The 18,903-nt window shown below is 66.6% G+C and carries 15 protein-coding genes; 7 read left to right on the forward strand and 8 right to left on the reverse strand.

Going from position 1 to position 18,903, the window contains the following annotated elements:
• Positions 1-192 precede the first annotated feature (192 nt).
• Both EO136_RS10355 and hrpB read left to right on the forward strand, forming a co-directional pair.
• Positions 193-1,701: a helicase HerA domain-containing protein gene (locus EO136_RS10355; protein WP_127144348.1), complete on the forward strand. Its 1,509-nt coding sequence runs from the start codon at positions 193-195 to the stop codon at positions 1,699-1,701.
• Positions 1,670-4,228, forward strand: a complete 2,559-nt coding sequence (gene hrpB / locus EO136_RS10360) for an ATP-dependent helicase HrpB (RefSeq protein WP_127144451.1) — start codon at positions 1,670-1,672, stop codon at positions 4,226-4,228. The genes EO136_RS10355 and hrpB overlap by 32 nt, the downstream gene beginning before the upstream one ends.
• Positions 4,229-4,312: 84 nt before the next feature.
• Here hrpB and EO136_RS10365 read toward each other — a convergent pair whose 3' ends face one another.
• The gene (locus EO136_RS10365; RefSeq protein WP_127144349.1) at positions 4,313-5,596 is read right to left on the reverse strand and encodes a PqqD family protein; all 1,284 of its coding nucleotides are present in this window, start codon (positions 5,594-5,596) and stop codon (positions 4,313-4,315) included.
• A 149-nt stretch (positions 5,597-5,745) separates the two neighbouring features.
• On the opposite strand from EO136_RS10365, the gene EO136_RS10370 reads away from it, so the two are divergent.
• The 3 genes from EO136_RS10370 (at position 5,746) to EO136_RS10380 (ending at position 8,288) form a co-directional block, all read left to right on the forward strand.
• Entirely contained in the window at positions 5,746-6,159 is a 414-nt protein-coding gene (locus tag EO136_RS10370) for a VOC family protein (protein WP_127144350.1), read from the forward strand.
• A 13-nt stretch (positions 6,160-6,172) separates the two neighbouring features.
• The gene (locus EO136_RS10375; protein ID WP_127144351.1) at positions 6,173-7,003 is read left to right on the forward strand and encodes an amidohydrolase family protein; all 831 of its coding nucleotides are present in this window, start codon (positions 6,173-6,175) and stop codon (positions 7,001-7,003) included.
• Between the two features lie 148 nt (positions 7,004-7,151).
• Positions 7,152-8,288 (forward strand): type 2 periplasmic-binding domain-containing protein, encoded by a 1,137-nt coding sequence (locus EO136_RS10380; RefSeq protein ID WP_127144352.1) that lies wholly within the window; start codon positions 7,152-7,154, stop codon positions 8,286-8,288.
• Between the two features lie 949 nt (positions 8,289-9,237).
• Here the strand turns inward: EO136_RS10380 and EO136_RS10385 are convergent.
• The 7 genes from EO136_RS10385 to EO136_RS10415 all read right to left on the reverse strand — a co-directional run bounded on the left by EO136_RS10385 (position 9,238) and on the right by EO136_RS10415 (position 17,076).
• Positions 9,238-9,993: an SDR family NAD(P)-dependent oxidoreductase gene (locus EO136_RS10385; RefSeq protein ID WP_127144353.1), complete on the reverse strand. Its 756-nt coding sequence runs from the start codon at positions 9,991-9,993 to the stop codon at positions 9,238-9,240.
• On the reverse strand, positions 9,990-11,063 hold the full coding sequence (locus EO136_RS10390; protein ID WP_127144452.1) for a glycerol dehydrogenase: 1,074 nt from the start codon (positions 11,061-11,063) through the stop codon (positions 9,990-9,992). The genes EO136_RS10385 and EO136_RS10390 overlap by 4 nt, the downstream gene beginning before the upstream one ends.
• A 35-nt stretch (positions 11,064-11,098) precedes the next feature.
• Positions 11,099-11,881 carry an SDR family NAD(P)-dependent oxidoreductase gene (locus tag EO136_RS10395; RefSeq protein WP_127144354.1) on the reverse strand — a complete coding sequence of 261 codons (783 nt, stop codon included), beginning with the start codon at positions 11,879-11,881 and terminating at the stop codon, positions 11,099-11,101.
• On the reverse strand, positions 11,878-13,404 hold the full coding sequence (locus tag EO136_RS10400) for a xylulokinase (RefSeq protein WP_127144355.1): 1,527 nt from the start codon (positions 13,402-13,404) through the stop codon (positions 11,878-11,880). Before EO136_RS10400 ends, EO136_RS10395 begins: the two co-directional genes overlap by 4 nt.
• 2 nt (positions 13,405-13,406) lie before the next feature.
• Positions 13,407-14,348: an ABC transporter permease subunit gene (locus tag EO136_RS10405; protein WP_127144453.1), complete on the reverse strand. Its 942-nt coding sequence runs from the start codon at positions 14,346-14,348 to the stop codon at positions 13,407-13,409.
• 50 nt (positions 14,349-14,398) lie between these two features.
• Positions 14,399-15,907 (reverse strand): sugar ABC transporter ATP-binding protein, encoded by a 1,509-nt coding sequence (locus EO136_RS10410; protein WP_127144356.1) that lies wholly within the window; start codon positions 15,905-15,907, stop codon positions 14,399-14,401.
• 191 nt (positions 15,908-16,098) lie between these two features.
• Positions 16,099-17,076, reverse strand: coding sequence for a substrate-binding domain-containing protein (locus EO136_RS10415; RefSeq protein WP_127144357.1), 978 nt, complete (start codon positions 17,074-17,076; stop codon positions 16,099-16,101).
• A gap of 212 nt (positions 17,077-17,288) precedes the next feature.
• Here EO136_RS10415 and EO136_RS10420 point away from each other — a divergent pair, with 212 nt between their 5' ends.
• The gene (locus EO136_RS10420) at positions 17,289-17,924 is read left to right on the forward strand and encodes a glucose-6-phosphate isomerase (protein WP_127144358.1); all 636 of its coding nucleotides are present in this window, start codon (positions 17,289-17,291) and stop codon (positions 17,922-17,924) included.
• A 22-nt stretch (positions 17,925-17,946) separates the two neighbouring features.
• The gene (locus tag EO136_RS10425; protein WP_127144359.1) at positions 17,947-18,900 is read left to right on the forward strand and encodes a shikimate dehydrogenase family protein; all 954 of its coding nucleotides are present in this window, start codon (positions 17,947-17,949) and stop codon (positions 18,898-18,900) included.
• Positions 18,901-18,903: the final 3 nt, after the last annotated feature.

Genomic DNA, 18,903 nt, shown 5'->3' on the forward strand with positions numbered 1-18,903 from the left:
GCCTTCTCATATGGACGCATCGAGAGCCTTGAATCGTTAAGCGGATTGGTCCACTCCGTCAAATGGCGCGAGCCAGCTGTGGGTATCGGCTGGCAGGCCTGCAAACCTGCGCCCGCCGGTGATAGGGTTGCGTTCTGGCGGGCTCTGCCCCTCGATGCCACTCACCTGCCTGATCCAAGGACGAAATCAACCATGACGGTCGATATCGATATGGGCGTTTCCCGCTCGGGAGGCCCGGCCAATCTGGACCTCGAGGAACTCCTGGCCACGCGGCTTCTGGTCCAGGGCAATTCCGGCTCGGGCAAATCCCACCTCCTGCGCCGGCTGCTCGAAAAGAGCGCCCCATGGGTTCAGCAGTGCATCATCGACCCGGAAGGCGACTTCGTGACGCTTGCGGACCGATTCGACCATGTGGTGGTGGAGGCCGACAGGAGCGAGAGCGAATTGACCAAGATCGCGGGCCGGATGCGCCAGCATCGCGTCTCGGCGGTCCTGAGCCTGGAAGGCCTGGAAGCTGACGCCCAGATGCGGGCGGCCGCCGCGTTCATGGGCGGGCTCTTCGACGCCGAGCGCGACCATTGGTACCCGATGCTGGTTGTGGTCGACGAAGCCCAGCTTTTCGCGCCCGCCGCGGCCGGTGAAGTGTCCGACGAGGCCCGCAAGGTCTCTCTGGGCGCCATGACCAATCTGATGTGCCGGGGCCGCAAGCGCGGGCTGGCCGGGGTCATCGCCACCCAGCGCCTCGCCAAGCTGGCCAAGAACGTGGCCGCGGAGGCCAGCAACTTCCTGATGGGCCGCACCTTTCTCGACATCGACATGGCGCGCGCAGGCGATCTCCTGGGCATGGACAAGCGGGCCACCGAGATGTTCCGGGACCTCGAGCGTGGCCATTTCGTAGCCCTGGGGCCCGCACTCTCGCGCCGCCCGCTGCCCATCGTCATCGGCCCGGTCGAAACCAGCGCACGCTCGACCAGCCCCAAGCTGATGCCCCTGCCCGAAGCGCGGGGAGAGGATGCCGCGGACCTGCTTTTTACCGCATCGGCGGACGAGCCGGTGCGCGCGCCGGCGCCGCGGCGCTCCCATGCCCCCCAGCCACGGCCCGAGGCCGAGATCCTGGCCCAGCTCAGTGCCGCCGCGCGGACCGAAGAGGCCCCGAGCCTTTTCCCGGACTATGATGTCGCCGAACGCGACGCCCAGATCGACCAGGTGCTCGCCGAGATCCTTGATGATTCCGAAGCCGCCTTCCGTTCGGTCGCGGTGCTCTATCAGGACTTTCTGGTGCGCTGCCGGATCAGGCGGGTGCCCGGAACCCCGCCGGACCTTGCCGAGTTCAAGCGCCGCTTCGCGGTGGCCCGGGCAGGTGTGAGCCAGGAGGTCGCGGGAACCGATGGCTGGCAGACCGCCCAGTCGCTGGCCGCCACCTTGAGCGAGGATGTCCGCGGTGTGTTTCTGGTCCTTGCACGGGCCGCGCTCGAGGGCGAGGCCTGCCCCTCGGACGCCGCCCTCGCCCGCGCCTATGGCAGCCACTCGACTGGCCGCGCACGCCGGCTGGTGACCTATTTCGAGGAGCGCGACCTCATCGTGCTGCGCGAGGATTTTTCCGGCCGCCGCATCATAGCCTTCCCGGAACTGGGATGCGAGACCGCGCCGGGTGACCCCAATCGCCACGATGACGGGCCGGCACGTGCCGCCGCCGAGTGAGGACCGGCGGTCGGAGCGATCCGGTTTGCCGGACGTGACTCTGCCGCCCAGGGACGCCTCACCACTTCCCATCGATCTTGTTCTCGAGCCTCTGGCCGAGGCCTTGCAAACCGGCACCCGCGCCGTGCTCGTGGCTGCGCCGGGGGCGGGCAAGACCACCCGCGTACCGGTCCATCTTCTTGATGCGCAGTGGCGTGGCGATGGGCGCATCATCGTTCTCGAGCCCCGGCGCATTGCCGCCCGGGCTGCTGCCGCGCGAGTCGCGCAGATGCTGGGGGAGAAGGTCGGAGAGACCGTGGGCTACCGCGTCCGGATGGAAAACCGGACCGGGCCGAAAACCCGCATCGAGTTCGTAACAGAAGGCATCTTCACGCGTCAGATCCTCGCCGATCCCGAACTTTCGGGCGTGGCGGCCGTGGTGTTCGACGAGTTCCATGAGCGCAGTCTCGACGCCGATTTGGGGCTTGCCCTCGCGCTCGACGCGGCCGAGCTGCGCGATGATCTGCGCATTCTTATCATGTCGGCGACCCTCGACAGCGCGCGGCTTGCCCGCCTGCTCGGGGACTGCCCGGTGATCGAAAGCCAAGGGCGGGCCTTCCCCATCGAGACCCGGCATCTCCCGCGCGATCCCGACGACCGGATCGAAAGCTTCACCGCGCGCGCGATCCTTGGGGCCCTCGACCAGGAGCACGGATCGATCCTCGTGTTCCTGCCCGGCCAGGCCGAGATATCCCGTGTCGCCGAGCGGCTGGCGGGATCGGTTCCTTCCGATGTCGATGTAGTCCAGCTCCATGGCCGCTTGACCGCATCCGATCAGGACGCCGCCATCCGGCCGGCCGTCGCGGGCCGGCGCAAGGTCGTTCTCTCGACCAATGTGGCCCAGACATCGCTGACCATCGAGGGCATCCGGGTGGTGATCGATACCGGATTGGCGCGCGTTCCCATTTTCGAGCCGGGCATGGGGCTGACCCGGCTCGAAACCCGCCGCATCTCCCAGGCGGCGGCCGAACAGCGCCGCGGCCGCGCCGGGCGCGTCGAGCCCGGCGTCTGCTACAGGCTTTGGCATGAGGGGCAGACCGGCAGCCTGCAGCTGCAAGATATCCCGGAAATCCTGGGCGCCGATCTCACCGGGCTGGTGCTCGATCTCGCCAATTGGGGCGTGGCCGATCCGGCGGACATGATGTTCCCCGACCAGCCTCCCGGCCCCGCATGGTCCGAGGCGCGGGCCCTGCTCGGCCGGCTGGGCGCGCTCGACGCGGAAGGGCGCATCACGGCCCATGGGAGAGCGCTCGCGACCCTGCCCGTCCATCCCCGCCTCGGGCACATGATCATGGGTTCGGTGGCAGACGGACATCAGGTCCAGGCCGCGCGCCTGGCGGTTCTGTTGTCCGAACCCGGGCTGGGGGGAACCTCGCCGGACCTCGCCGAACGGATGGCCAATTTCGAGCGGGATAGCTCGGCGCGCGCCAGGGGCGCCCGGGCGCTCGCCGCCCGCTGGGCACGGACGGCAGGGGGCCGCAGGGCCGAAGGACCTGGCCCGGACTTCGATCCCGGCCGCGCGCTGGCCCTCGCCTTTCCCGACCGGGTCGCCCAGTCGCTGGAGACGGGGACGTTTCGCCTTGCCAATGGGCGGCAGGGGCGGATCGAACAAGGCGATCCTCTTGCCCGGCATCGGTTCATCGTGGCGGTCGAGCTATCGGGACAGGCCGCAAAAGGCATCATCCGCATGGGGGCGGCGCTCGATGGCACAGACCTCGAGACCCTGTTTTCCAACATCATCACCGACACGGTGGAAACGGCCTTCCAGCCCGATGCCAGCGCCGTCCGGGCCCGGCAGGTGCGGCGGTTCGATGCGCTGGTCCTTCGCGAAGGACCGGTGGCAATCGGCACCGACCAGCACGATGCGGCGGCGCGCTGCCTTGCCAAAGCCATCGCGGCGATGGGCGTGGGCCGGCTGCGCTGGTCGCGCGACCAGCTCTCGCTCCGGGCGCGTGCGAGCTATCTTCACGGCCTGATCGGCAATGGCTGGCCCGACCTATCGGACGCCGCGCTGGCCGAAGGCGACGCGACATGGTTGGTGCCGCACATCATGGGCCTGTCCAAGCTCTCGGCGATCACCGCCGAACACCTCTCCTCGGCGCTCCATGAGATGCTCCCATGGGGGCGGAGGCAGGAAATGGACAGGCTGTTGCCCAGCCATTTCACGGTGCCAACGGGATCGCGGATCGCCATCGACTATGACAGCGACAACGGGCCGGTCCTGGCCGTCCGCGTCCAGGAGCTATTCGGTCTCGACCGGCACCCCTCTATCGCCGATGGCCGGATCCAGCTGCTGGTGACCCTGTTGTCGCCGGCGCGCCGGCCAATCCAGGCCACCCGCGATCTGCCCGGCTTCTGGCGCGGCTCCTGGCGCGATGTGGCGCGCGATCTCAAGGGCCGGTATCCCAAGCATCCCTGGCCCGAGGATCCGCTGGCCGCGCTCCCGACAATGCGGACCAAGAATGCCGACCGCAAGCGGGGCGGATAGAGTGTTTCCAGGACAATGCCTGTCGCATAACCCGATCTGGGATGGACACCCTTTTCGGGGTCGCGAACGCCATAAATCAAGGACTTAGGCGGGCGCGATGAGATTGCTGGCCAGCAGGTCGGCGAAGAGGACCAGTGCATCGGTGAGCACCACATCCGGGGGAGTATCCGGAAACGCCTCGGCCAGAAGCCGCGCGGTGTCGGCAATCGAGATCGGCGCGTCCAGCAGCACCCAGATGGCGCCGGCAAGCCGGTTGAGGTTGAGCACCGAGACGTCGTCGGCGTCGAACAGGAAGGTCTCGTCTCCCACGATCCGGGCCGTGATCCCCTCGACCCGCACGAAGCGCTGGTGGAGGTCGAGATCGGGCAAGGGCCGGGCCCCGTTGGCAGCGGCGGGTTCAGGTTCGGGGTCCATGATCGGGGCCCGGGTTGCAAGGATTTCGGTCGTTTCGACCGGCCAGCGTGCGAAGGTCTGCTTGAGCAGATCCACCGCGTCGTCGAGCTCGCAATAAAAGAGCTTGAGACAGGGAATCCCGGCAATGAAGTCTTCGAGGCGCCCGGTCAGTGCGGAGGCCGGGCTGTTGCGCACCATATTGCGCAACAGCAGGTGCCGCAGCGCCTCTCCGGGCTCGGCGGGGACGAGGCCCGCCGGCCCCTCGGCGCGCCGCTCCAGCATCAGCACCGCCCCGATGGGCGCGGTCCGGCCATGGGGAGCGAGGTTAGTGGTGTCGAGATAGCAATACTGGGCATCAGCCGTGGCGGTGTGGTGGGCGATGTGCGCGGCGAGTTTCATGCCCGAGCCCGGGGGCAGCGGCAGGCGCGGACGCGGGGGGACGCCAAGGGCAAGCCCCAGATTATCCGGGGCGGTCAGCGGCAGCATGTCGTCGCAATAGACCATGACGTCATTTTCAGCGCACAGCCGCGCGGCCAGGGTGCTCTTGCCGGTGCGCGCCGGGCCGGTGAGGACCACGAGGCGCCCCGCGATCTCGAAACTGGTGCAGTGCAGGCACAGATGGTCTGGATGGGCGTCGAGGAAGGACTGGGCGGTATCGACCACCGCGCCGCAGGCCGCGCCAACGGTGCCCAGACCGGCCATGGGGTCGGGCTGCCATGGCGAGGACAGTGCATAGCCTGCTCCGTGCGCGGAGATGGTGATGGGCTCGGCTCGGCCCTCGGGCACGGTCTGGGGCCAGAGGGCGAGAACGCGCCGGACCGCAGCGGCGATTTCGGGGGCGTTTTCGAACACCACGGGGTTTCCAGCCCCTTGATATTGCATGACGATTGTGGAGGAGCCGGGTTCGGATGCGCTCATCGTGATTGCCTCGGTGAGAACGGGCATGACCGGCAGACCATCTGACGTCAGGCTCATTTAACTGTTCGGTGGTGGCCCGGCAACCGCCGGACCGGCGGGCTGCCCAGCCCCCCGCCAAAAAGCGGAGAGAATCGCGCGCAACCGGCGTTGACCATCGATGCGAGGAATGGTCAAACCATGGCGCCCATATGCTCGAGGAGTGCGCCATGCGTTCGATCTTCCATCTCGCCTATCATGTGACCGATCTCGAGGCCGCGCGCCGGTTTTACGGCGGAATCCTGGGCTGCAAGGAGGTACGAAGCACCGAGACGTGGGTGGATTTCGACTTTTTCGGCCACCAGATCTCCCTGCATCTGGGCGAACCGTTCGCGACCACGCAGACCGGCAAGGTCGGGGACCACATGGTGATGATGCCGCATCTGGGGATCGTCCTGGCGCTCGATGACTGGAAGGCCATCGCGGCCCGTCTCGAGGACGCCGGGGTCTCCTTTGACATCCCGCCGGTCATCCGCTTTGCCGGCGAGCCGGGCGAGCAGCGCACGATGTTCTTCCGCGACCCGAGCGGAAACCCCATTGAGATCAAGGGCTTTGCCGACTTCGAGAGCGTCTTTGCCAGTTAGCCAGGAGGCGCAAATGCGCATTCTCGACACCCATCTGCACCTGGTTTACCGCGACCGGTTCTCCTATCCGTGGCTGGCCGATGCGGGCAAGCTGAATGCCGATTTCCCGCTCGAGTCCTACCTGGAAGAAGCCCGGAAACTGGGGATTTCGGCGGCGCTTCACATGGAAGTAGACGTGGCCGAGGGCGATATCGAGGGCGAGGCTGCGTTCGCGACGGCGATCGATCCTTTCGTCGTGGGCGCCATTTCTTCGGCACGGCCGGAATACGAGAATTTTCCCGAGCAACTTGAACGACTTGTGGCGATCGGCGGGGTGCGCGGGCTCCGCCGTGTGCTCCATGTGGTGCCCGACGAGACCTCGCGGACCCAGCTTTTCCGGGACAATATCAAGCGGCTGGCCGCCCATGATCTGACCTTCGATATCTGCATGCGGGCCGATCAGCTTCCACTGGCCGCAGAACTGGTCGATGCGTGCCCGGACGTGCAGTTCGTGCTCGACCACTGTGGGGTGCCCGATGTGGAGAACCAGGGCTTAAGCCCTTGGAACGATTATATTTCCGAGCTTTCCCGCCGCCCCAATATCGCCGCCAAGATCTCCGGGGTGATCGCCTATGGGGGGCCGGACTGGTCGGTAGAAACCCTTAAGCCTTTTGTCCTAGGGGTGATCGAGAGCTTCGGGTTCGACCGGGTGGTGTGGGGGAGCGACTTCCCCGTGTGCACCTCGCACGCGACGCTGACCGACTGGGTTGAGGCCACTAAAGCCCTGATTTCCGGGGCTTCTGAGGACGAGGCGGCCGGGCTCTGGCATCGCAACGCCGAGCGCATCTACGGGGTCGAGGGGTAAAGGCGCCCCGATCAGCCCGATGATCTGCCGCCAAGAGGCGCTGATCGGGCACAGGAACGCAATGATCTGACGGCCGGGACGCGCCTGATCGGGGCCGGCGCCCGGGGCAGATGGGCCAAATGTGGCAGAGGACGGGGACAAGACTTCCATGACGATCTCGCTTAAGGGCATGACCTGGAGCCATCCGCGGGGCTATGACCCGATGGTGGCGTGCTCGACGCTGTTTGCCGAAAAGACCGGCATCAGCGTCACCTGGGACAAGCGCAGCCTTCAGGATTTCGAATCCTTCCCGGTCGAGGATCTTGCCCGGCAATACGACCTGATCGTCATCGACCACCCCCATGTGGGCCAGATCACCCGCGAGGGGTGTCTTACCCGGCTCGACGTGCCCGGACGGGAGGCCGAGCGCGCAGAGATGGCCGCCCATTCGGTGGGCCAATCCTATCCATCCTATACCATGGACGGGGCCCAATGGGCATTTCCCATCGACGCGGCCTCACAGGTGCAGGCCTTTCGCCCCGATCTCGTCGACGCCGCGCCCACGCGCTACGCGGCGGTGCTGGAACTGGCGCGCGAGGGGCGCGTGGCGCTGCCGCTGCGGGCCCCCCATGCGATCCTGACCTTTTTCACCCTCGCAGCCAATATGGGCCTGCCCTGCACCACCGGGCCTGGCCCGCTGATTGCGCCCGAGGATGGGGAAAAGGTTTACGAGACGCTCGCCGAGCTGGTGGCGCTGATCGATCCGGCCAGTTTCGAGATGGACCCCATCGAGGCGTCCGAAGCGATGGCGCGGGCCGACAGCCGGCTGGCGGTAATGCCGTTCGCCTATGGCTATGTGAACTATGCGATCGCCGGGTTTCGCGAGCGGGTGCTGGGCTTTGCCGACATTCCGGCAGCGGGCGATCTGGGCCCGACCGGGGGCACGCTGGGGGGCACGGGGATCGCGGTATCCGCGTTCTCGGCGGCGCCCGACGCGGCGATAGATTTCGCCTACTGGATTGCCGGGGCCTCGGTGCAGGCCGGCCCTTATGCGGCGGCGGGAGGCCAGCCGGGCCATGGGCTTGCCTGGGAGGATGCGCAGGTCAATGCGGCGACCGCCAATTTCTACCGCAACACCCGTGAGACGCTGGAGCGCGCCTATGTGCGCCCGCGCCACGACGGCTATATGGGCTTCCAGCAGGCGGGATCGGACCGGCTGCACGGCGCGCTCAAGGCCAGCGAGGCGGCGGGCCCGGTGATCGCGGACCTCAACCGGCTTTATGCGGAGAGCCGCGCGGAGGATTGAGGGGGCCGCTGGCTCCCTGGCTCCCCTAACCCCCCAGCACACCCGTTGGCGCGGAGCGCTCATGGCCTTCTGCGGCCCTGATCGCTCCACAGGGCGACGTATCGGCTGGAGCGCTGAAGGACCCCTCACCCCCGGCCCCTCTCCCTCAAGGGGAGAGGGGGGCTCGTCCCATAAGGGCTGGAGAGCCCTTTTCTTCTCCCCTGAAGGATTTCGAGGCGATGGCTAGGCTCTGCATCTTGGGAGGATGGAGATCACTGCGGCGCCGTAATCGCTCACCCCGAAGTGCCATTCGCGCATAGCGCTCATGGCCTTCTGCGGTTCCAATCGCTCCACCGGAGCGATTGGTCGCTGGCGCGACCGCCTGGAAGTCTCCCACGAGGGGAGATGGGGGCTCATCCCATACGGGCTGGAGAGCCCTTTTCCTTCTCCCCTTGAGGGAGAAGGTGGCCGCGGAGCGGTCGGATGAGGGGTATCGGGAGCGGCAGCGGACCCGTAACCCGGTGATTGCCCCGGGGCCTCGCCCACACTGCCCCGGCTAATATGAGCGCAGAGCGCTCATGACCCCTCACCCCCGTCTTGCCATTCGCGTATAGCGCTCATGGCCTTCTGCGGCTCCAATCGCTCCACCGGAGCAATTGGTCGCTGGCGCGACCGCCTGGAAGTCTCCCACGAGGGGAGAGGGGGGCTCGTGGGGTAGACGCTGTCACCCAACTTCGATCAGTCGTTAGTGTACAGAGCCCGTCTTGCTGACCCAATTCGCGTTGCGCCAAGGCCTGCCAAAGCCCGAGCCAGCACCCTCCGCTTGACCGGGAGGGTTGGGGCGGGGTAGCCGAGCCCCTGCCCTGCCTAGAGCATATCCTGTTCTGGCTGAATCAGAACAGGAGCTCTAAGTCTTTGATTTGTCGCGTTTCCGAACCGAAAAAGTGTTTCCACTTTTTCTGGAAACACTCTACAGCGGGTTGCCGCTCAAAAAGCCGCCGTCGATGTCGAGGCAGGTGCCGGTGATGTAGGTGGCGGCGGGGGAGCACAGGAAGAGGACGGCGCCGACAAGGTCCTCGGTGGTGCCCCAGCGCTTGAGCGCGGTGCGGACCGAAACGGCTTTCTCGCCGTCGGGGTTGGACCAGATGGGCTTTGTCATGTCGGTCTTGTGGTAGCCGGGGGCCACGGCATTGACGCGGATGCCCTGGGGCCCCCAGGCGTGGGCGAGGGTGCGGGTCAGGCCCAGAACGCCGGTCTTGGAGGCCGCGTAGGCGGGCACCGCGGTGTCGGCGAGATAGCTCAGCATGGAGGCGAAATTGACCACCGCGCCGCCGGTTGCCTCGAGCGCGGGGCGGAACGCGCTGGCGAGGCGGAACTGGCTGACGAGGTTGACGTCGATCACGTCAAGGAAGGTCTCGTCGTCCCATTCGGCGACCGGCCGGGCGATGCCGGCGGCGTTGACCAGCACATCGATGGTCTCGAACCGGCTCGCAAAGGCTGTGATCGCTTCTTTCGAGCGCACGTCGAGCGCCTCGAAGGCGATCCCGGGTTCGCCCGAGCCGGCCAGCTCGGCGAGCTTTTGCGCCGAGGACCCGGTGCCCGTGACGTTTGCCCCGAGCCGGGCGAAGCCCCGGGCGATGTCGAGCCCGATGCCGCTGGTGGCGCCCGAGACGACGACCGTCCTGCCCGCAAAGAGATCGGGCCGGAACGCTGAAATCGGGGTCATTGTGCCCGCATCTGCCATAGTGCGTCCTCCACCATTTTCGCGGTGATCGCGATGGGTTCATTGTGCATGATTTCGCCCGGGCGGCAGGCCCGCGCGGCGACGATGGCGAGCTTTTCGGGCGTCGGTTCACCAATGCCGATATCGGCCAGCGTGGTGGGCAGGCGCACCGCGGCGCAGAAGGCCTTTACCCGCTCGTATTCCGCCTTCTCGCCATGGATGAGCAGCGAGGCCAGAACGCCGATGGCGACCTTTTCCCCGTGGAGATAGCCGTGCACGTCCTCGAGCTCGCAGAGCCCGTGATGGATGGCGTGGGCGGCGGCGACCCCGCCGCTTTCAAAGCCCGCGCCCGAAAGCAGGATGTTGGCCTCGACCACCTTTTCGAGCGCCGGGCCTGCGGTGTCGGCATCGCATTCGGCGAGCGCTGCGGCGCCATGGGCGAAGATTTCGTCCCGGCAGAGCGCGGCGATGGCGTGGGCGAGGGTCGAGCCCGTCGTGCCCCAGCAATTGAGCGCGCCCGAGCGGCGGCAGCTTTCGGCTTCATAGAAGGTGGCGAGCGCATCGCCGATCCCGGCGGCAAGAAAGCGCGCGGGCGCGCGGGCGATGACGGCGGTATCGACCAGAACCAGATCGGGATTGCGCGGCAGGAAGAGATCATAGGCCACGCGCCCGTCCTCGCCATAGACCACGGCGAGGGCCGAACAGGGCGCGTCGGACGCCGCGATGGTGGGCACGATGACGCTGGGGGTGCCCAGCTCATGGGCCACGGCCTTGGCGGTGTCGAGCGCCTTGCCACCGCCCACGCCGATGACCAGATCGCAGCCCGCCCGATGGGCGGCAGCCGAATGGCGCGCGATCTCGACTTCCGAACATTCGCCCGCGTGCCGGGCGATGGTGAGGGCGAGATCGGGGCCCGCGCCGTCCGCGAGCGCCGGGGCGAGACTATCGGCAAGGGCCGCATCGACGATGGTATAGGCGGCGCGGCCAAGGGTGCCGACCTGGGCTCCGAGCTCTGAGATGAGGCCGGGGCCCTGAACGTATCGGCCCGGGAACCGGGCGCCAGTCACTTGCATGCTCACGGGGCGTGCCTCCGTCAGATCAATTTGGTTTACCAGCAGGTGTAGCCGCCATCGGCGAGCACGATCGAACCGGTCATCAGGCTCGAGGCCTCCGAAGCGAGGAAGACGATGACCGCGGCGACCTCGTCGGGCCGGCCCATGCGGCCCATGGGGGTGCCCCCGATCCAGTGGCGCATCAGTTCGGGATCGTCATAGACGTACGCGTTCATGGCGGTCTCGATATAGGTCGGGGCGACGGCGTTGACCCGGACCCCGCGCGGGGCCCATTCGGCGGCCAGCGAGCGGGTGAGCTGGTGCACCCCGGCTTTGGACGCGTTGTACTGGGCCTGCTCCTGAGGGCGGTTGACGATCTCGGCGGACATCGAGCCCACATTGACGATCACCCCGGCCCCGCGCTCGAGCATGGGGGCGCCGAAGGCGCGGCAGCACCAGAACAGGCCGTTGAGGTTGATATCGAGCACCGAGAGCCACTCGTCGTCGCTCATCTTTTCGGCCGGGATGTTCGAGCGCGCGATGCCGGCATTGTTGACGAGGATATCGACGGGCCCGTGGGCAGCGACCAGATCACGTGCGGCGGCGTTGACCGCGGCGGAATCGGTGACCTCGAGGGCGGCGGGAATGATGGTGCCGCCATTGGCAGATATCCGGGTTGCGGTTTCGGTCGCCGCGTCGAGGTCGCGATCGGTGAGGATGACCCTGGCGCCGGCTTCGGCGAGGGCGGCCGAGGTCGCCTCCCCGATGCCGCGGGCGCCGCCGGTGACTAGGGCGGTGCGGCCATCGAGGCGAAAGCGGTTCATGATCGACTGGGTCATTGGCGGGGTCCGGTGGTGGCGCCTGCGGCGAGGCGGTCGAGGTCGTTGTAAAAGGGTTGGGCGGCGTCATAGAGCCGGTCGAACACCGGCTGCATGGCGCCATAGGTTTCCGCCCAGGCAGGATCGGGCACGATTTCGCGCTCATGGGCCACGAGGCGCGATGCGGACGCCTCGATGGAGGCGGAGCGCCCGAGCGCGAAATCGGCCAGAACCGCCGCGCCGACGATGCCGCATTCGGCCTCGCGGGGGATGAGGATCGGGCGGTTGTAGATGGCGGCCTTGATGCGCAGCCAGAGGTCGGCCTTGGCGCCCCCGCCCGAGGCGATGAGCACTTCGGGGCGGGTGCCGGTGGCGTCTTCCATGACTTTCAGGTGCCGGTTGACGGCAAAGCCGACGCCCTCCAGCAGCGCGCGGTGCATGTGAGCCAGTTCGTGGCGCGAGCCCAGCCCGAAATACTGGGCGCGCGAATTGCGGTGCTCGCCCAGGCGCTCGCCCATGAGGTAGGGCAGGAAGAACAGCGCTTCGGAACCCGCGGGCGCGGTTTCGGCGCGCGCGAGGATATCGCCATAAGAGAGCTGGTTGTCGTGGAAGACCCGGCGGGCCCAGCGCGCGGAATCCCCGCCCGCTTCGAGAAGAACGAAGGCGCCCCAATTGCCTTCAGGGGTGCCGGTGTTGGAGATCTGGGGATCGAGAACCGGGCGCTCGGATATCAGTGTCACGATCGAGGAGGTGCCGGCGACTTCCGAGGCAAGGCCGGGCTTGCAGACGCCCGAGCCGAGCAGCGCGACGGGGTAATCGCCGCCGCCCACGAGGACGGGGGTGCCTTGGGCAAGTCCGGTCCGGGCCGCGGCTTGGCGGGTGACGGTCCCGAGAATCTCGTAAGGCAGCCGGATGGGGGGCAGCATGGATTTGTCGAGCCCGAGGCGGGCGATGGTCGCGTCCGACCACTGGCCGGTCGCGGGGTCCATGAGGAACGAGCACGCGGCGTCGGTCCAGTCCATGGCGCGCTCGCCGGTGAGCTGGAGGTTGATGTAGTCCTTGGGCATGAAGACGGTGGCGGTGCGGCCCCAGGCGGCGGGGTCGTTGTCGCGCAGCCATTGCAGCTTGAAAGCCGGCCAGGCGGGGGTCGGGGGATTGGCGGTGCGCCCGAGCCAGTCGGCGACGTTCTCCTCGGCCTCGAAGGCACGGACATAGTCCAGCGTGCGCTTGTCGTTCCACAAGGGGGCGGTGTCGCGGGCCAGCCGCCCGTCGGCATCGATGAGCACCGTGCCGTGCATCTGCCCGCAGGCGGAGACGGCCTCGATGGTCAGCCCCAGATCACGGGCCCTCGCGGTGACAGCGAGAAGGACCGACTGGCAGGCGTCCCACCAGTCCTCGGGGCGCTGCTCGGACCAGCCATAGGCGGGCACGATCTGGTCGTATTCCCGGGCCTCGATCGTGAGGATGGTGCCGGCGGGATCGACGAGGGCGGCCCGGGTCGAGCCGGTGCCCACGTCGATCGATACGGTGCAGGACGAAGCCATGATCAGCGCCGGAACAACTGGGTTCCGTGCTGCAGGACCACGGCGACGACGATGATGGCACCGAGATAGACCTGCTGATGGTATCCGGGCACGCCGGCAAGGTTCATGATGTTGCCGATAACCCCGAGGATCATCACGCCGATGAAGGTGTTGATGACCCCGCCGCGTCCGCCCATCAGGCTCGCGCCGCCGATCACCACCGCGGCGATGACGTCGAGCTCCTGGCCGACGCCGACGCTGGCCGAGCCCACGCCCGAGCGGGCGGTGACGATGACCCCGGCGATGGTCGCGAGGGCGCCCGAGATCACATAGACCGACATCACGTGGAGCGGCACGTTGATGCCCGAAAGGCGCACGGCGTCGGGGTTGGACCCGATGGCCTTGATCAGCCGCCCATAGCGGGTGAAGTTGAGGACCACGAAAGCCAGGGCAAAGAGGATCACCATCAGCAGCGCCGGGTTGGGCAGGCCCAGGGCAAAGGAGGTGCCCCACGCCTGGAGCGCCGCGCCGTCGGTCCCCGGCATGATGGGCTGGCCGTTGGACATGATGAGCGCAAAGCCGCGGGCGGCGGTCATCATGGCGAGGGTGATGACGAAAGCGGGTAGCTTCATGAAGGCAATCAGGAAGCCCGAAGCGGCGCCGCAGGCCGCGCCCATCAGCACCACGAAGGTCAGCGCCAGCCAGAGGTCGTATTGCTGGATGAGGAAGGCCGAGGCCACTGCGCCCAGCGCGGCGAGCGAGCCGACCGAAAGATCGATGCCCCGGGTGAGGATGACGAACAGCATTCCGATGGCCATGATGCCGATGCCCGACATCTGGCGCAAAACATTCATGATGTTGCGCTCGGTCAGGAACGCATCGGACTGGGTCGCCGCGGCGATGACCAGAAGGATGAAGATGCCGGTGGTCCCGAACTGGCGGAACAGGCGCATGAAGGTCTGCATGCCGCCGCCGGCCCGCCCCTCGCGCTCGGTGACGGTTTGCGCCTCGGTGGTCATAGCCCTGCCTCCCTTGCCTTTGTTGCCGATCCCGCTATCGAGAGCGAGAGCAGGTTTTCTTCGGTGTAGCGATCCTTGGCCAATTCGCCGCGCAACTGGCCGTCACCCATCACCAGCACCCGGTCGCACAGCCCGAAGAGTTCGGCGTGTTCCGAGGAGATGACGATCACGGCCTTGCCTTCGGCGGCCAGCCTGTGGATCAGCGAATAGATCTCGATCTTGGCGCCGACGTCCACCCCGCGGGTGGGCTCGTCGAGAATGATGACGTTGCCCTGGGCGTGAAACCACTTGGCCAGCACGACCTTCTGCTGGTTGCCGCCCGAGAGCGAGGAGACCGGGTCGGTCATATCGCCGAGCTTGATGCGCAGGGTGTCGATGAGCCTGGAGACCGCTGCGCGTTCCTTGGCAGGGTTGAAAAAGCCAAAGAGCGTCGTGACGGGCCGGGTCCAGGCCATGGTGGCGTTGTTGCGGATGGCCATGTCGAGGACGACGCCCTGACCCTTGCGATCCTCGGGCACGAGCCCGATGCCGCGCTTGACCGCCTGCTTGGGCGAACGCGGTTTATAGGGCTTGCCCTCGAGCTCCATGGTGCCCGAGGTGATGGGATCGGCCCCGAAGATGGCGCGCGCCACCTCAGTGCGGCCCGAGCCCACGAGCCCGCCGAGCCCGAGCACTTCGCCGCGCCGGACCTCGAAGCTCACGTTCGAGATGCCGTTGGGGAGGGTAAGGTCCGTGACCTTGAGCGCGACCTCGCCGATTTTCGTCTCGGGTTTTTCGCCGAAAAGCTGGGAGAGCGGGCGGCCGACCATGAGCCGGATCAGCCCGTCGACATCGACTTCGCCGGGGATGACGGTCTCGACATTGGCGCCGTCCTTGAGGACCGAGATGCGGTCGGAGATCGCAAAAACCTCGTCGAGCCGGTGCGAAATGTAGACGATGCCCACGCCTTGCCCGCGCAGGGTTCGGATAATGTCAAGCAGCCGCTGGGCGTCGCCCATGGACAGAACGGCCGTGGGCTCGTCAAAGACCATGACCTTGGCGTTGCGGCTCAATGCCTTGGCGATCTCGACCACCTGCTGATGGGCCACCGAGAGATCGGAGACCGTGGTGCTGGGGGAGATATCAAAGCCAAGGCTGGAAATGAGCGCGCTGGCGCGCTTGTTGAGTTCGGGCCATACGATGGCCTGGGGCAGTTCGCCGAGGAAGATGTTCTCTGCAACCGACAGGTCGGGAGCCAGCGCCATTTCCTGATGGATGATGGATATGCCGCGCTTGATGGCGTCGGTTGGCCCGGACAGGCGCACCTGTTCGCCGCCGATGGCGACATGGCCGGTTTCGGCCCGCATCTCGCCGCCCAGAACGCGCATGAGCGTGGACTTGCCCGCCCCGTTCTCGCCCACCAGGGAATGAACCTCGCCCGGCTGGAGCTCGAAATTCACATGGGAAAGCGCGCGGATACCGGCAAAGGACTTGGTGATGTCGACAAGTTCTACGAGGCTTTGCATGGGCGTCACCTTTGGGGCTGCGTGCCCGGAACCGGTCCGGGAGCACCCCCGGGCAGGCCCCATCCCGCAACGAGATGATGGACTGCCCGGAAGCTCGGGAGTGTTAGGGCCAGCGCGATGGAAAGGCCAGAGACCTTTTGCCCGCGGGGCTGCCCGGCTCCCGGACGATGCTTTGGACGATCAGCGCGCGATCAGAACAGCGACTCTTCGTCGTAGTACTGGTCCACGTTGTCCTGGGTGATCGCTGCCGGCTCGGTGTAGGTGAGCTTGGACATGGTCTCGGGCAGCTCGCCGTTGAGGGCCTGAAGCCCGACTTCAACCGCCATGCGGGCGATCTCGTTGGGGTTGTTGAGCCCGGTCACGCCGTACTCACCGTCACGGATGAGCTCGAGCGCTTCCTTCTGGCCGTCGGCTGCGGCAACGAGGATGACCTCGTCGAGACGGCCGGCTGCCTGAAGGGCCGCACGGGCACCGAGAACCATGGAGTCGTTCTCGCCGAGGACGACGTTGATGTCGCTGTGCGCGGTCAGAAGGTCTTCCATCGCGTCCAGACCACCTTCGGTCGCCCAGTCGCCCCAGCCCTGGCCGAGGATTTCGACGTCGGCATTGCCGTAATTGGTCAGAAGGCTGTCCACGAGGCCGCGGATGACGCCGAGGCGGCGGTCACGACCAACGAGGTTGCCCTGGGAGCCCGAGATCAGCGCGATGCGGACAGGCTCGCCACCCATTTCGCGGGCCAGCCAGTCACCGACCAGCTCGCCATTGGCTTCGTTGGACGACTGGATCTGGGTGATGAAGTCGGCAGAGGGGTCGAGCGTGGAGTCGATGGCAACGACGTGCACGCCGGCCGCCGAAGCGGCGTTGACGGCGCCCACGAGGCCCTGGGCGTCACGCGGGTTGATGATCAGGATGTTGATGCCGGCGGCAACCATGTCCTCGATATCGCCGATCTGCTTGACCATGTCGTTCTGGCCGTCGGCCGAACGCACTTCGCAGCCGGCTTCTTCAGCGACGCGGCGGGCAGTGGCTTCCTGGGCGGCGAAGTAGGGCGCGCCGAGCGTGTACATGGCGATGCCGATCCGGCACTCTTCCTGAGCCTGGACGGCAGAGCTTGCGCCTACGAGCGCGGTGGCGGCGACGATCGCGCCGGTAAAGACTTTAAGAGACATATCAATCCTCCCGTGGATGGCTAGCGCTCTCTGGAGCGCCTCAGGGCTTTCGCTTCCCGAGTGAAATGGAGCTTAGTTACCGGTTTTTCGCACGTCAACACAAAAAGGAGGCAATTATGGATGTCCAAATGCACTTTTGTGTTGAAATATGGAGCAGAGCGACCTTATGAATGGCTTAATTTGGTAGCATAACTACAAAACGGGAGGCCCTCATGCGCTTTGACGAACCCCGGCTGTGTCCGGTCGACCTTGGAACCGGATTGCTGGGCGCGGGCGACGGGCACTACAGGAAGACCTTTGCCGATCTCAAGGGGCTCTATGCCGACGAGCAGGCCTTTTCGGCGATCCTTGCCGAGCGGGCCGACGAGGTCGCCTACGAGGTGACCTCCTACACCCCGGGCGGGGCGGTGAGCGACCTGATCGTGGGCGTGACGCGCATGGAGCCGGGCAAGGTGGGCAATGAGTATTTCCTCACACGCGGCCATATCCACGCCCGCGCCAACCGTCCCGAAGTCTATTACGGGCAGAAGGGCCACGGGCTGATGCAGCTCGAATCCCCCGATGGCGAGGTGCGGATCCTCGAGGTGGGGCCGCAGGCGATCTGCTATGTGCCCCCGTTCTGGATCCACCGCTCGATCAATGTGGGCGATGAGGATCTGGTGATGATGTTCACCTACCCCGCCGATTCCGGACAGGATTACGGGATCATCGAACGCTCGGGCGGCATGAAGGTGCGGATCGTGGACGACGGAAATGGCGGATGGGCGCAGCAGCCCAACCCCGATTACGTGCCCCGGTCGGCAGCGACCATCGAGAAGCTCCTGCATGACGCGGGCCTGGCCGCCTGAGCGGGCCACCGGAGGACAGACGATGAACCAGTATACGCCAGCCGACCGCCCGACCTTCTATTTCATCGGGGTGACGACGGCCAAAAGCTCGATCATGAAGGTGTTCCCGGCCTGGGCCGAGCATCTCGGGCTCGAGGATGCCCAGATCAAGGGCATCGATTTCGCGCCCCATGCGGACCCGGCGGCCTATCGCGAGGCGGTCGAATTCATCCGCGACGACGCCCATTCGCTGGGCGCGCTGGTCACGACCCACAAGATCGACCTCTTCAACGCCTGCCGCGACCTGTTCGACGAGATCGACCCCTTCGCCACGCTGATGAAGGAGACAAGCTGCATCTCCAAGCGGGAGGGCAAGCTGGTGTGCCATGCCAAGGACCCGATCTCCTCGGGGCTCTCGATCGACGGGTTCATGGGCGCCGATTACTGGGAAAAGACCGGAGCGGACGTCTTTTCGATCGGCGCGGGCGGCTCGACCATCGCGCTGACCTGGCACCTGATGCGGGCCGAGCGCGGGGCCAATGTGCCGGGCCGGATCGTCGTGTCCAACCGCTCGGCGCCCCGGCTCGAGGAAATCAGGCACATCCACTCCCAGATCAGGACCAATGTGCCGATCGACTACGTGCTGGCCCCTGCCCCCACCGACAATGACGCCATCCTGCCCACGCTGCGGCCCGGATCGCTGGTGATCAACGCCACGGGACTGGGCAAGGACGCGCCGGGCTCGCCCCTGAGCGATGACGCGCAGTTCCCCGAGGGCGCGGTGGTCTGGGACCTCAATTACCGGGGGGACCTCGTCTTTCTCGATCAGGCGCGGGCCCAGGCCGAGGCGCGCGGGCTCAGGATCGTGGATGGCTGGACCTATTTCATCCATGGCTGGACACAGGTGATCGCGGAGGTGTTTGGCATCGAGATCGGCACCGATACCGAGACCATCGACACGCTCACCGAGATCGCGGTGCGCGCGACGCGGGGCTGAGGG

The sequence above is a fragment of the Pelagibacterium montanilacus genome (assembly GCF_003992665.1).
Lineage (GTDB): Bacteria > Pseudomonadota > Alphaproteobacteria > Rhizobiales > Devosiaceae > Pelagibacterium > Pelagibacterium montanilacus.